This window comes from Flavobacterium pectinovorum (assembly GCF_022802975.1).
In the GTDB taxonomy this organism is placed as follows: domain Bacteria; phylum Bacteroidota; class Bacteroidia; order Flavobacteriales; family Flavobacteriaceae; genus Flavobacterium; species Flavobacterium pectinovorum_B.
In genome coordinates, this window is sequence record NZ_JAFEVZ010000001.1 from 495,863 (window position 1) to 510,257 (window position 14,395).

Annotated in this window: 16 protein-coding genes; 4 read left to right on the plus strand and 12 right to left on the minus strand. The window is 37.0% G+C overall.

Going from position 1 to position 14,395, the window contains the following annotated elements; all coding sequences use genetic code 11:
- The first annotated feature begins 45 nt into the window (after window positions 1-45).
- The gene (locus FLV_RS02055; RefSeq protein WP_243230388.1) at window positions 46-648 is read left to right on the plus strand and encodes a nitroreductase family protein; all 603 of its coding nucleotides are present in this window, start codon (window positions 46-48) and stop codon (window positions 646-648) included.
- 271 nt (window positions 649-919) lie between these two features.
- On the opposite strand, the gene FLV_RS02060 is transcribed toward FLV_RS02055, so the two are convergent.
- Complete coding sequence (locus FLV_RS02060) at window positions 920-1,276, minus strand: winged helix-turn-helix transcriptional regulator (protein WP_243230389.1); 357 nt, start codon at window positions 1,274-1,276, stop codon at window positions 920-922.
- A gap of 215 nt (window positions 1,277-1,491) precedes the next feature.
- Here FLV_RS02060 and FLV_RS02065 point away from each other — a divergent pair, with 215 nt between their 5' ends.
- The 3 genes from FLV_RS02065 to FLV_RS02075 all read left to right on the plus strand — a co-directional run bounded on the left by FLV_RS02065 (window position 1,492) and on the right by FLV_RS02075 (window position 4,925).
- On the plus strand, window positions 1,492-3,249 hold the full coding sequence (locus FLV_RS02065) for an amidohydrolase (RefSeq protein WP_410745948.1): 1,758 nt from the start codon (window positions 1,492-1,494) through the stop codon (window positions 3,247-3,249).
- A gap of 85 nt (window positions 3,250-3,334) precedes the next feature.
- Complete coding sequence (locus FLV_RS02070; RefSeq protein ID WP_243230390.1) at window positions 3,335-3,907, plus strand: YceI family protein; 573 nt, start codon at window positions 3,335-3,337, stop codon at window positions 3,905-3,907.
- Between the two features lie 103 nt (window positions 3,908-4,010).
- Window positions 4,011-4,925, plus strand: coding sequence for a pirin family protein (locus tag FLV_RS02075; protein WP_243230391.1), 915 nt, complete (start codon window positions 4,011-4,013; stop codon window positions 4,923-4,925).
- Window positions 4,926-5,102: 177 nt separating this feature from the next.
- On the opposite strand, the gene FLV_RS02080 is transcribed toward FLV_RS02075, so the two are convergent.
- From FLV_RS02080 to FLV_RS02130, 11 genes are all read right to left on the minus strand, one after another.
- Entirely contained in the window at window positions 5,103-5,723 is a 621-nt protein-coding gene (locus tag FLV_RS02080; protein ID WP_243230392.1) for an NAD(P)-dependent oxidoreductase, read from the minus strand.
- Window positions 5,724-5,976: 253 nt separating this feature from the next.
- Window positions 5,977-6,405 carry a nuclear transport factor 2 family protein gene (locus tag FLV_RS02085; RefSeq protein ID WP_243230393.1) on the minus strand — a complete coding sequence of 143 codons (429 nt, stop codon included), beginning with the start codon at window positions 6,403-6,405 and terminating at the stop codon, window positions 5,977-5,979.
- A gap of 123 nt (window positions 6,406-6,528) precedes the next feature.
- Window positions 6,529-6,954, minus strand: a complete 426-nt coding sequence (locus FLV_RS02090) for a nuclear transport factor 2 family protein (RefSeq protein ID WP_243230394.1) — start codon at window positions 6,952-6,954, stop codon at window positions 6,529-6,531.
- A 46-nt stretch (window positions 6,955-7,000) separates the two neighbouring features.
- Window positions 7,001-7,960 (minus strand): amidohydrolase family protein, encoded by a 960-nt coding sequence (locus tag FLV_RS02095; protein ID WP_243230395.1) that lies wholly within the window; start codon window positions 7,958-7,960, stop codon window positions 7,001-7,003.
- 68 nt (window positions 7,961-8,028) lie between these two features.
- Window positions 8,029-9,486: an aldehyde dehydrogenase family protein gene (locus FLV_RS02100; RefSeq protein ID WP_243230396.1), complete on the minus strand. Its 1,458-nt coding sequence runs from the start codon at window positions 9,484-9,486 to the stop codon at window positions 8,029-8,031.
- A 341-nt stretch (window positions 9,487-9,827) separates the two neighbouring features.
- The gene (locus tag FLV_RS02105; RefSeq protein ID WP_243230397.1) at window positions 9,828-10,835 is read right to left on the minus strand and encodes a zinc-dependent alcohol dehydrogenase family protein; all 1,008 of its coding nucleotides are present in this window, start codon (window positions 10,833-10,835) and stop codon (window positions 9,828-9,830) included.
- 136 nt (window positions 10,836-10,971) lie between these two features.
- Window positions 10,972-11,553: a Crp/Fnr family transcriptional regulator gene (locus FLV_RS02110; protein ID WP_243230399.1), complete on the minus strand. Its 582-nt coding sequence runs from the start codon at window positions 11,551-11,553 to the stop codon at window positions 10,972-10,974.
- 51 nt (window positions 11,554-11,604) lie between these two features.
- Window positions 11,605-11,994 (minus strand): nuclear transport factor 2 family protein, encoded by a 390-nt coding sequence (locus FLV_RS02115; protein WP_243230401.1) that lies wholly within the window; start codon window positions 11,992-11,994, stop codon window positions 11,605-11,607.
- Window positions 11,995-12,062: 68 nt separating this feature from the next.
- The gene (locus FLV_RS02120) at window positions 12,063-12,953 is read right to left on the minus strand and encodes an MBL fold metallo-hydrolase (protein WP_243230403.1); all 891 of its coding nucleotides are present in this window, start codon (window positions 12,951-12,953) and stop codon (window positions 12,063-12,065) included.
- 68 nt (window positions 12,954-13,021) lie between these two features.
- The gene (locus FLV_RS02125; RefSeq protein WP_243230404.1) at window positions 13,022-13,642 is read right to left on the minus strand and encodes a DsbA family protein; all 621 of its coding nucleotides are present in this window, start codon (window positions 13,640-13,642) and stop codon (window positions 13,022-13,024) included.
- A gap of 90 nt (window positions 13,643-13,732) precedes the next feature.
- Entirely contained in the window at window positions 13,733-14,311 is a 579-nt protein-coding gene (locus FLV_RS02130; protein WP_243230405.1) for a Crp/Fnr family transcriptional regulator, read from the minus strand.
- Between the last annotated feature and the right edge of the window lie 84 nt (window positions 14,312-14,395).

Consider the following 14,395-nt stretch of genomic DNA (forward strand, 5'->3'; position numbering starts at 1 on the left):
GTTTTATGATGATAAGAAGTATAGTTTAATCAAAATTTTAAAATTATGAGGTTTTTAGATCTTGCGAAACGTAGATACGCAACCAAAAAGTACGACCCGACTAAAAAAATTTCAGAAGAGCAAATTGAGGATTTGAAAGAAATTATACGGTTAAGTCCGTCTTCAATTAACAGTCAACCGTGGAAGTTTACATTTGTTACGGACGAAGCAAGAAAAAGAGAATTGGCTTCTCAATCTTATTCGAATGAAAATTCGATTAACGATGCCGGTCTTTTAGTCGTGTTTAGTGTAATGGAAGATATTGGGCATTTCGAAAAACGCAATATTTCCATTTTGCCCGAAGCTTGGCGGACGGGTTTTTATGAAACAATGATAAAATCGAATGGTGATGCGGCAACAAAAGCGTGGATGGAAAATCAGGTTTATCTTTCTTTAGGCTACTTTTTGAGTGCCTGCATAAGTATGGGGCTTGATACTACGCCAATGGAGGGGATTGACAGAAAAGCCTATAAACAGATATTATCACAAGAAGGATATGCTCCGTTGTTTGCTGTTACGGTAGGCTATGCTGATACAAATGATCTGATGCACCAAGCTGCTTATCCAAAATTCCGTTTTGAATTAGACGAAGTTGTGCAATGCATTTAAGAAGATGGACAAGTTCATCTAATTACGGATAACATAGGCAGCAAATAAGATATGGCAGTTGCAGGACATCAGCGACTGCTTTTCTTTTTAAGTTCGTTTAATTTTTTGGTTATTTCCTAATTTCATTTTCAAATTCTATAGCTTAAAGGCGAACCATTGATATTTTGTCAAAGGAATTGTGTGAGAAAAATTTCCGAAGCATTAAAGATGTTATTGAATTGATAAAACTGTACTTGCAATATCGTCAGAATATATTGAGTATTATTTTATCTCATTTAGTCCCTTGCTTGAGCGTCTCTTTATGTTTTTTGCCCCAGTCATTAAGCATTAATATTATATCTACAAGCGATTCACAATACTTTGTAATAGAATATTCAACAGTAATAGGTTTAGTATTTTTAGCTTCTCTGATTATTAGCATATTAATTTCAAGTTCTGCCAATTCTTTAGATAATATACGGGGAGAAATTCCTAATAAACGAGACAGTTGATTAAACTGCATTTTCCCGTCCTTAAGCAAAACGGTTATTAAAGGTAATTTCCATTTCCCACCAATGACAGTAAGTGTATCATTCAATGCTACGCGTATTTTTTGGCACTCTTCAAAATCATCTGATAGGTTACTCATTTTTATAAGTTTATAAGTTTATAATTTTCATTACTATTTTAACAATAAACAAACTTACCTTATAATATTAAATAAACGATATACTATTGCAAAGAGAAGTACTATTCTTTTTGTAACCCATAGAATTAACAGATAATATTCTATCTAAATTCGAACTTTATTAATCACAACTACAAATTTAAATTATGAAAAAAATAAGTATTTTAATAGCTATTATGTTTATTGCAAGTAGTAGAGCACAGTCACCGCAACCTTTTATAGGTGCAGATATGATTGTATTTAATGCCAAAATAATTACGGGAAGTCTTTCACAGCCTGAAGCTTCTGCGTTGGCGGTTAAAAGAGGAAGGATTTATTCCGTAGGAACCGATGCTGAAATTCTCATTCTAAAAGACAACAATACAAAATTAATAGATGCTGGCGGAAAGCGACTCATACCCGGTATAAATGATGCCCACACCCACGTGCTGAATGAGAGAAGTTACAACTATACGGTAAGGTGGGATGGTGTGCCAACCTTGAAGCGGGCATTGGAAATGCTGACCGAGCAAGCAGCAAGAACCCCTGAAGGGCAATGGATAAAAGTAATTGGTGGATGGTCGCCCTACCAGTTCAAGGAAAACCGATTTCCAACGATAGAAGAGATTAAAAAAGCGGTTCCGAACAGACCAGCGATCGTGCAATACGCATACAACAGGGCATATTTAAACGATTTGGCTATGAAGGCATTTGGAATAGGAACCAGCCGTTTTCCGTCCGTGCCGGGAACGGAGCTTGAAAAAGATAAAAAAGGCAATTATACTGGTGTAATACGAGGCAATACTTTCTTTTTTGTTTCATTTGAAGTTATGGTGCCACAGGCTAATGACGAAGAACAATTGAATTCACTCATTTATGCAATAAACGATATGAACCGCTTTGGTGTTACTTCTGCCGTAGATGCCGCCAGTATGATTGGATTTCCACAAGGGCACAGCCAGATAGATATATTGGCTCGTGAAAATAGGTTGAACCTAAGGTTTCCTTTTATCGACCTTCAATTTGGAGATGTAACAAGTCCATCTTTGATAGATGCAGAGATTAATGCAATTACAAAAAAATCGCCCGTAAGTCCGGGAGAGAACCTGCACCCCACAATGGCACACGGGCACGAGTATCAAGGTACAGGCGAAGTATTGAGGTTGGAACTGCACGACCACGAAAATTTCGACCGACCAGCAATTATTATTGATAAGGACACGATGCGTTATTACATCGAAAAAGATATAACCAAGCTTGTACAGAGAAGAATCCCTTTTCGTATGCACATCAGTTACAATGAAAATATTACGCCATTTTTAGATGCCTTGGAAAATATCAATAAAAAGACACCTTTGGACGGTTTGCGTTGGAGCATAGAACACGCAGAAACAATTACACCTGAAAATATAGCCAGAGTGAAAAAATTAGGTGGTGGTATTTCGCTTGATACGAAAATGGCACTTCACGGTGAAGGATTTATTAAGACTTATGGGCTTGAAAAAGCATTATATACACCCAGATTGAGAGAGCTTGTAAACAGTGGCATACCGCTTACTATGAGCACCGACGCATTTAGGGCATCTACCTACAATCCGTGGGTTGGTATCAGCTGGATGATTACTGGGAAATCGGTATCAGGAACTGAAATACTGGCAAAAGACAACCGTTTAACAAGAGAAGAAGCACTTAAATTGTTTACTTATGGACCAACTTGGTTTGAGCAAACTGAAAATGAAATGGGTAAAATCGTTCCGGGTAATCTGGCGGATTTTGTATTGTTAAATAAAGACTATTTCACAATACCGGAAGATGAAATAAAAACCATTTCTTCTACGCTAACAGTTGTTGATGGCAGAGTAGTTTTTGGTACAGGAAATTACAGTAACCTGGCTCCAAAATTACCAGCAATACTTCCGGCTTGGTCACCACTAAAATATTTTGGAGGCTATTAACAACTAACATTGCAGATAGAGCATTCATTCCTTGGATGATGCATTATTTTTTAGAATCAATACACAAAAATCAAAGAATTTAATTATGAAAAAGTTATTGTCAATTTTAATAGTTGCGTTATTAAGCACGCAGCTTTTTGCACAAAACACTTGGAAGGTAGATCCGTATCACTCAAAATTAACTTTTAGCGTTACGCACCTTGGCATATCTGATGTAGCAGGGCTATTCAAGAAATTTGATGTAACCATCACTACTGGCAAGGCAGATTTTAGTGATGCGGTTTTTGAACTTTCTACAGACGTTGCAAGCATTAATACAGAAGTGGAAATGAGGGACGATGATTTAAGGTCTGCTAACTTTTTTGAAGTAGAAAAATATCCAAAAATGACTTTCAAAAGCACCTCCATAAAGAAAATCAGCAAAAATAAATACAAGCTGGCAGGGAATCTAACCCTCCACGGTATTACAAAGCTTGTAACAATGGATTTATGGTTTAGAGGTACGGCTGAAAACCCACTGAACAAAATAACATCTGCAGGTTTTCAATTAACAGGAAGTTTAAAACGTTCTGATTTTGGCATCGGACCCAAATTCCTTCCCTCTTTTATAGGAGATAAAGTAAATATAAGGGTGGATAGTGAGTTTATTAAAAAATAAAATTGCATTAAATCTGTTGATGAAAATCAACAGATTTAATTATCATTTATCATCATTTTAAGCAAGTCTTTGGTGGTAACTTTAATTTTTAAATAAATATAATATGATTGAGACAGTTATAGATTCCCGACAGGCGATAATAAGCCCCGGATTTTCCGTAAAACGCATTCTTCCATTTCGATTAAAGAGAATGCTTGGGCCTTTCATCTTTATGGACCATGGTGGCCCCATTAGCGTGCCGGCAACCACCAATTTAGATGTATTGCCGCACCCTCACATTGGCCTATCAACGGTAAGTTATTTACTTGGGGGCAATGTTAATCTAACGCACAGGGATAGCCTTGGTGTGGAGCAATTAATAAAGCCCGGAGAGGTAAACTGGATGACTGCTGGGAAAGGCATAGCCCATAGCGAACGTTTTGAAGACCCTGCAATACTTGCTGGTGGCGGGCTTGAAATGATTCAAACCTGGGTAGCGCTTCCTGAAAAAGACGAGGAAGCAGATCCGTCATTCAAAAACTATACGGCAGAAGAATTACCGATTTTTACCGACAAGGGTATTTGGATGCGTTTGATAGCTGGTGACGCTTATGGATTAACAAGTCACGTTAAAACCAGTTCGCCATTGTTTTACCTGCACGTTGTGCTTGACCATGGTACCCCGTTTGCAATGCCTAAGGAACATAGCGAAAGAGGTGCATACATTGCTAAAGGTAGTGTTGAAGTTCAGGGTGTTACCTATCACGAAGGGCAGTTATTGGTGTTTACCAAGGGTGCTGATACTTTGCTCATTGCAAAGGGAAATACCACTTTAATGTTGTTGGGGGGTGAGCATATAGGAGATCGTTACATCTGGTGGAACTTTGTATCGAGCCGAAAAGAGCGGATCGAACAAGCCAAGGAAGACTGGAAACAGGGGCGGATTCTTTTGCCTCCCACAGATAATAAAGAGTTTGTCCCGCTGCCCGAAGATAATTCAAAGCCAGCCGGAGGGCCACCCCCTGGAGCACTTTCATGATATGATACTACCTGTCCTGGAGGCTATGGCAGAGTGGGGTGAAATTTATGATCAATTATCAAAAGATTGCTAGTTAAAAAGTTAATGTCATACCTAATTTTTTAATATTTAATTCATGAAAAAACCGTTGATATAAAAATGTCAACGGTTTTAAATTATTTAAAGAAGTTATTATGATTACCCCTTGTTTACAAGACCAATTTTTGTTTGTTTAAAACTTTGCTCATTAAGCTCTTTCGCAATATAATGTCCCACATTACCTGCAAAGATCTCTTTGCTTTCGCTTTTGGGGAAATATTTTTCTTCAAAAAGATAATTACCATCAGAATCGCCCTCAATAATCATTGTTGGGCACACCACTAAATAATTGACATCTATAGCTCCAAGATAAGTGTAAGCATCCCAATGATCCGCTCGTGGATTTTTCAAAAATGCCGGCTGTCCTGGCAAGTCTCTTCTTAAGGTATTAAAATTTAAAAGTGTCAAACCCGAACCAGCCACTACAATGAATCTTTGTTCTTTTGAAATGTGCTTGGTAACTAATTTTACAAATGGTGTTAGAACCTGTGTTGGATCTTCAAGATCTCTATTGGCTATAGCACAGGCTATTGCATCATAATCCTTAATGATTTCTGCAATTTTACTTTCATCGTCTAATTCTCCCGAAATGATTTTTACACCATTAATTGGGAATCCAGTTTGTCGGGTATAAACGGTTACTTCATTTCCAAGTTTTAAACTCTCTTTTACAATTTGTTTGCCCACTAATCCGGTGGCTCCAAATACAATTACTTTCATTTTATATTCTTTGTTTTAAATGACTATTTGTAAGTCACTTTTGTTAAACGATATCAATAAATACCGCATTTTTTTCACAAGGGAGACTTCCTTTGGTTTGATCCTCAGTAGCATTGCTGTAAAATTGTCCGTTGGCACATTATCTGTCAAAGTATCTTTGGCTATAAGGCGGGGCTGCATTTTTCACCTTGCTGCAATGCAATAGATTAAAAAAAACGTTGAAAATTATCAACGTTTTTTTTAATCTGAATTGTTATTCTGCAAAATTCCCACCACTCATTGCTTTTTGAAATGCTTGTGGATTCCAGTATTCACGGTAATTTACAACCAAACCGTCGCGGAAAGTTACAAAAGTTGCATAGCTCATTTCGTATGGATTGCCATTACCTATTACAACACCTGAGGCACTCCATTCTGCAATGGCAACATTCACGTCATCAGTACTGTAGATTTTTAAAGTTGGCAGCGATTTTACATCTATATAATTAGGGTAGTCTTTCAAATAAGCGTAAAGAGCTTCTTTACCTTCGAACCTTGCCTGAGATCCTTCAGGGGCAAAAGGGAATTCTGCTACTACGTCATCAGCACAAAGTTCTGACCAGCCTTTCATGTCTTTGGCAAGAAATCTATCTAAAGTATTGCGAAGTAATTGAGTTGCAGGGATGTTTTTTGAATTTTCCATTATTGTTTAAATTTTGATATTTATTTGTAATTAATTTGATAAGGCAAAGTTGCATTGTAAAGGAGTTCTAAAACGATGCGATATGATAAATAAAACTGTTGATAAATGTCAACGGTTTAAAGTTTACCATTTATTGTTCTTGCCCCATCGGAATCGTGCCTGATCTTCTCCTGTATAGTCCGGGTCGAGATAAACGTGTACACTAGCTATTAGATTGTCCCGAAATCTGAATACGTTGCAAAAACGGCCACCTGCTGTTTTTCCGCCTTCCCATGATTTTCCGTCAATTGTTCCTTTTGAGGTTCCTTCTACAATTAGGAAATCCCCCGATAGCATAAAATGCAACTGATCATAATCGTGCAGTATCGATTCCAGACTTCCTTCAAACCCTTTTATCATTTCAAGAAACGAGTCTTTTCCATACCCAAATCCGAATTTTGGAAAATATAATTCGATATCCTGATGAAATAAATCAAGGATTTCGGGACTGCCTTGATCTGCTTTGATAAAATATTGTTTTGCAATTGCTATTTTCTCCTGATCTTTCATAGTATTTTATTGTTTCTTAATCAAATTTTAATTTACAATTCAGTCTTTACTGCTTATAAAGGGAGGTAAGTCTTGGGAATAATTTAAGCGCATTACCACTAAAAATCTGAAATTTTTCGGCTACGGACAAATTAGGGTTGCTTTCTATTTTCTGTTTCCCTTTTAAGGCCAGGTCACTGCGTATATAAGGGAAATCAGTTCCGAATACCACTTTATCCAAACCTGCAATATCACTGAGATGATTGATAACAGGATCGGTCCACGCCAGTGCGGTATCCCAATATAAACGGCGGAAGGTTTCTGCGAAGGTACCGGTAAGGGAACTGTCTCCCATTATTTCCATTTCGTCCACTATGGCAAATCTGCCGGCCAGGTAAGGAGCAGTTCCCCCTGCGTGTGATAAAACATATTTTACATCGGGAGTTTCTGCAAAAGTACCCCCATAATGCATCTGGGCGATAGCCCTGGTAGTATCACTGGGGAAATCAATAAGATTATCGGTAATACCAAGTGTATGGGCAATCGGGTCCGGAGAAGGATTTGGATGGATAAAGACCGTTGCTTTTCGTTTTTGTAATTCCTGGAACAAAGGTTTCATCCGTTTATCACCAAGGTAAATACCCTGTGAATTGGTAAAAAGCACCACGCCGTCTAATTTCAATACATCCAGTGCATATCTTATTTCGGTAATTGCATCATCAAGATCGGGCATCGGAACACTGGCTAAGGCGCCAAAACGTTTAGGATGCTGCCTGATGAGCGAGGCTGCAAAATCATTACATCTTCTTGCCAGTTCCTTTGAAGTATTCCTGTCCTGTAATTGTATTCCCGGGGTGCTGATGGAGGTAACGGCAATATCAATTCCCATTTGATCCATAAATGCCAGGGATTTTTCGGTTGTCCATTCCTGTGGTTTGGAACCGCCAACAGGTTTTCCTTTTTCATTGGTTGCCTCAAAGAAAAAATTGGGCAGCATATGATTATGTGTATCGATAGTTAAGCTCATAATTATTAATTTAAAAAACGTTAACAAAATAGCAATCCTGCTATTTTGTTAACGAAGTATTTAATTCATTAAAAAGGATATTCCTTGGAGGTGCTTCGTGAGTTTATCCATACCAGCTCACTAAAATCCTCTATACTGTGAGGGCCTGTTCGTCCCCATCCGCTATCTTTAACACCACCCATCGGTGCATGTGTTTCTTCGTTTACGGTTGGTGAATTAACATTTACCACACCATGGAGGATTTGAGGGGCCAGTTCAAAAGCTTTATAAGTGTTATTGGTAAAGATTGAGGAAACCAAACCGTAAGAAGTACGATTGGCAATGGACAGAGCCTCTTCGATTGTATCCACTGGCTCTACAATTACCAAAGGACCAAATGTTTCTTCATTTGATGCAATGGCATCATAAGGTACGTCCGTTAAGATAGTAGGGTGGTAAACCAGGCCTTTATTATAACCACCCGCCTGAATTTTAGCTCCCTTGTTCACGGCATCCTTAATACGCTCGTTTACCGTTTCAACTGCAGCCTGGTTGATAAGCGGTCCGATTATGGTTTTAGGATCCTCTGGGTCGCCAAAAGGCAGTGAATTGGTTCTGGCAATAAATTTTTCAAGAAATTCATCATAGATTTTTCTTTGTATGATGATTTTTCGGGTATTCATGCAAATTTGTCCCTGATGAAAGAAGGATCCAAAAGTCGCTGCTTTAACCACATCATCTACATTAACATCATCCAATATAATCATAGGGTTGTAGCCTCCTAATTCAAAAACCGTCCTTTTTAAAGTTTTCCCAGCACGCTCTCCAAGGTATTTTGCTGTTTTTATTCCGCCAATTAAGTTGATTACCCTTACATTGGAATCTTCAAATATGGCATCGGATAATTCTGCAGCTTCACCCGGTGCATGTGTTACAACGTTAATTACACCAGGGGGAAATCCCGCTTCTTCCGCAATTTCGGCAATCATTAGGCCCGCAGAAATTGGCGCATATTCCGATGGTTTTACCACAACTGTATTACCGGCTACTAAAGGAGAAATTACGGTTCTCCAGGAAAGTATGCTGGCACCGTTCCAGGGAGTAAAGCTTGCCACAACACCTAGAGGCCTGCGTAAACCAATTGAAAAAGAACCCGGTACATTGCTCTGCAATACTTCTCCTTTATTTTCATATGCCCATCCTGCACCCATTTCCAGACTTTGAGCAAGAAGATCCTGCTGAAATGTGGCAAATGAAATCGTACTTCCAGTTTCTTTGGCCAGGATTTCAGCAATTTCCGTGCGTCGTCTTTTGATAATTGCCGCTGCTTTGAATAATAGTTCAGATCTTTGTGCTGGTGTAGTAGCAGCCCAGGCAGGAAATGCTTCTGCAGCTGCAGTAAGTGCAATCTGCATCTCTTTTTTACCGCCTGCCGCAACTTTCGCAAATACTTTTCCAGTATAGGGTTCAAGATCATCAAAGGTTCTTCCGTTTTCTGCATCTCGCCAGATCCCTCCTGCATAATACTGATATTTTTTAACTTCCATAATGCTTAATTTTAATGTTATTTACCAAAAAATTATACTGTAAAATTGCATTATAGGTAAGTCTTGAAGCGATGAGATTTGATAAAAAAAAGCATTGATATTTATCAATATTTTGATGTGATGTTAAAAAGGAAGATATTTACTTTAAATTATTGTATAGAGAACTGAGTAATGGTTATCTTAGATTTTCAATATTTAGAAGCAAGAAGGTGAATTTTAAGTTTTTATAAAAGGAATCAAAAGCAAGGCTTGTCTAATGAATTATAAAAAACCGTTGCTATTGGCAACGGTTTATAGTTTATCTGAAGGTTAAAATCAATTCTTTAGTTGTAGCGAGCTAACTATATTTTTACTACAATCTTTCCAAATTGCTGGTTTGACTCTAAATAGTTGTGAGCGACAACAATTTCATCCAGATTAAATATTTTGTCAATAATCGGGTTCAACTTTCCTTCTGCGACACCTTTATCAATAAAAGCAATGGCCTGCATTAACACTTCCATATTGCCTAAAACTTCAATTGCAGAATATCCTTTAATTGTTGGTGTTTTGAGCATAACCTCAAACGCAGGAAAAACGGCGGGTTCGTGACTCAGTGCACCGTATACAAATACTCTCCCGTTTTCAGCAACCGAGCTTAAAAGGTTACTGAATTTAGCCCCTACAACCGGGTCTAAAATAAGATGCGCACCAATATTGTTTGTAATTTTTAAAACCTCGGCAGCTATATCTTCTTCTGATGTTACAATAACATGGGAAGCACCTGCTTTCAATAGTGCCTCTTTTTTCTTTGGCGAAGTGGTTAAGGCGATAGAGATTCCCCCAACATAATTTGTTATTTGAATGGCCGCGAGACCAGCACTGCTTGAAGCTGCATTGATAACCACAAATTCTCCTGATTTTAATTTTCCTGAATGGACTATCATTCCGTACATTGTTGAGTAACTTGTCCATAAAGATGCTGCCTGATCATAAGATAAGTTGGTTGGGTATTTATGTACTGCATAAGACGGCATAAGGATATATTCAGCGTAAGAGGAATAATTATGTAATGAAAATCCGGGAATGACATTTACAACATCACCTACTGTTAAATTAGTGACATCAGTGCCTACCGCTTCAATTATTCCTGCTGCTTCATAGCCTAGCTTAGCAGGGAAAACAGGGTTTTCAATATACATTCCCTGACGATACATCGCATCAGCTCTGTTGATTCCGATTGATTTAACCTGAATCCTTACTTCCTGCGGACCTGGAGCCGGGACTTCCAATTGTTCAACTTTTAATACTTCCGGTTTTCCAGCCTCGTGGAAAACAACTGTTTTTGACATTTTTGATAAATAACTCATTGTTTTATTTTTTATTATAATTTTATTGATTCTGATAAGGCAAAGTTGCATCAATATAAAGCCTTCTGACAATGAGATATGATAAAAAAAACCGTTGATATTTATCAACGGTTTTATAAAAAATTAAATTTTAAAGTTATTTCAAAGCTTGTTTTCTAATTCTGCTCAGTGTCTCTTTGGTTATACCCAAAAAAGAAGCAATGAGATGTTGCGGGAAGCGTTGAATGAACTGTGGGTGATTGGTCGCAAATTCTTCATACCGTTTCTCTGCCGTATTACTAAGAGTGGAATTTAGCCTGCGTTGATTGGCAATGGCATTTCTTTCATCCATTAAACGGATCATTTCTGTCATTGCAGGTATTTTACTCATCAAATCCAGCATTTCGGCTCTTGTTATAACCAGTATTTCTGTATCTTCCCAAGCATCAATATTGTATTTTGAAGCAGTAAGCATAGTGGAACTCTCTCGGTCGTTTGCCCAATAGTTTTCTATGAACAGATGTACGATATGTTCTGCTCCTTTTTCATCTACCCGATATTGCCTCATTGCCCCTTTTACAATGAAACCTGCATATTTGCACACATCACCTTCTTGTAGAAAGTACTGCTTTTTCCTAAACTTTTTGGGTTGAAAAGTTGCTATAACTAAGGCTTCTTCATCCTTTGTCAGTGGTGTAGGGGAGTGCCTATTGATATAAGATAAAAGATTTTCGTGCATTGTTTTGGTTGTTAAATTAAGCCAATACAAATATACAAAAAAACGCTGGTTTTATTTCATTACATCATTTACAACTTGGCTGTCTACAAACTGTTCAAAACTCACGATTTTTCCGTCTTTGAGTTTCCAAACATGCGCCACTCTGGCCACGACAGGTTTTCCTGTTATTTTATAGGTACCTGTATAGGTACCAAAAGCAACAACTTTATCGTCACTGGCAACATAATCTTCAGGCGTGAATTTGTAATCAATCCATTCACTTCCTAATCTGCTGAAAACATTTTTAGTTATGTTTTCCAAACCAATATAAGTCCCTGCATAAGGAAAACCTTTGGCTTCTGTCCAGGAAATATCTTCAGCTACATACTTAGCCAGATTTTGTCCATTTTCTTCTGAAGTCTTGCCTTCATAAGTGCTTTTTACAATTTCGAGATTTGTCATGTTGTTTTTGTTTAAAGAACAACCTGACAATACAATAAGTAATGCCAGGTTTATCAGAATTCTTAGTTTTACCATTTCATTTCACCTGTGTTAACTTTTGCACCTATTTGTAGGGCTGTCTCAAAAGTAAGTGTTGGATATTTTGTTTTAATCGCTTTGATCAAAGATTCAGAAGTTTTGTTGGTTTTCAACGCTTCTTCGTAGAATTGAATATAACTTTTGGTATGATTTACAGTAGTAATATCAAATGGAGAATTGGAATTGGCGTGAGCAGGAATTACAATTTCAGGTTTCAAAGCCGAGATTTTATCTAAAACCGTAATCCAACTTTTGCGAGCTTCTGGGGTTTGTGCATCAGCCATCCAAAGATTAAAAGTAGTTCCGAAGACATTAATCCCGCCAATAACCGCTTTGATAGAAGGAATCCAAACAAAGGTCTTTTTAGGGAATTCATCCAAACCAATGATTTCTAGTTGCTGTCCTTCTAATTCGATGCTGTTTCCTTTTAAAACCTGTGGCAAAACAACATTTGATGTAATGGCTTTACCCAATCGTTCTCCCCAAACGTCTAATTTTTTTTGTGCTGTAGCCTTGATAGCTTCTACTGATGCAGGTGAAGCATAAGCAACTACATCTGGAAAATATTTTTTGAATATTTCCAATCCAAAATAGTAATCGGGATCAGCATGTGAAATGTAGATCGTAGTAAGCTTTTTACCTGATTTTTTAAGCAGTTCTGCTACTTTTTCCGCGTCTGCAAGAGTGAATTGTGCATCAATTAAAACAGCATCTGTTTTTCCTGATACAATTACTGATGCTACACCAAAGCTGTTTTCTGATGCGTTGAAGACTTCCAGTTTCAGATTATTTGCTTCTATGATTTTGAAATTTTGTGCTTGTGTTTCCATATTAAATGAGATTAATGTTATTAAAAATAAGGCAGAAATTACTTTTTTCATCTTTTATATTGTTTAAAATTAATACTACAAAGGTGGTTCAATCAAACCTATAAAACCTTTAAACTAGTTTAATAAATCAGTTTTTCAATTCTCTCAACGATAGTTTCAAAACCTGCATAGCCTTGTTCTAAAATAAACTTTTTATTTTTTATTTCAAGCAACAAGGTTGGATAGGAAGTAGCATACTGCCGGGCCTGTTCAAATGTTTCCAGAGTGTCCTTTTTGATAAAATCGGAATGAAAGGCTTCAATAAATTGTTCTATATCGAGTTTTAGGTCATCACAAATTTGTAAATAGGTTTGATTTGAATTCAAATCTTTTCCGTGCAGATACCTTGCTTTTTGGACTTCAGCAGTAAATGAGACAGTTTTTTCAGGCCATAATTTTTTAACGGCAACAATTGCTCTTGAAGGTAATTCACTGTCCAAAACTATATTTTCATCTTCAATTAATATGAAATAATCTTCTCCAAATTCAGTTCCAGTAGTTTGCTCTACCTGCAGGTCATGTTTTTTAAAATACTGCGCCATTGCTTTTGACTGGCTCCGGGTATTTGCACCGGTCCACATACCTGCAGGAAGGAGTTCAAAGTCAAGTATATCTTTATATTTGTTATAAATTTTTTGCGTATTTACTATGTTTCCATAACACCAACCGCAAAGCGGGTCCATTATATAAATAAGTTTCATCTTTTTTGATCTTTAGTTCTTTGATACAAAGTTAATAATGAGTGAACCACAAATACATTAAACTATTTTAATAAATGATCAGCTTAATTATTATTTATGGGCAATTTTTTTTCTGATATTACTCAAAAAAACGTTAGTAATTCCAAGATAGGCAGCTATTTGTATATTGGATAGGCGTTGGGTTAATTGGGGATATTTTTCTATAAATTCCATATAGCGCTCCTCGGCAGGTTTACTCAAATTATTTATCATTCTTCTTTGCAGGGCAACATGCGTCTTTTGGGTCATTACCCTGAAAAGTTTTTCTATTTGAGGCAAATTCTTATAAGCAAATTCCTTGTCGTCTTTTGAAATCAGAAGGACCACACTATCTTCAAGTGCTTGTATGAAAAGCTGTGAGGGAGATGCATTGGTAAAACTGTCAATATCTGTAATCCACCAATTTTCTGCTGCGAAATAAAGTATCTGATCAAAGCCGTTTTTGTCATTATAATAGACCCGAAAAAGACCTTTGGTGACAAAACCTTCAAATTTACAGATTTCTCCCTGTTGCAGCAAAAAGCTTTTTTTCTTTATTAGCTTCTGATGAAATAAATTGCAAAACTGATCAGTTTCATTGTCTGAAAGTGAAATATGTTTTTTGATATTTTGTTTTAAAAATTCTCTCATAAAGCGGTATATATAGCTGTGAATTCATTTCTTGAATTCTTTGCTTAGCTAAGGTACAAAAAATATGCATTAGGGATTAAGTGT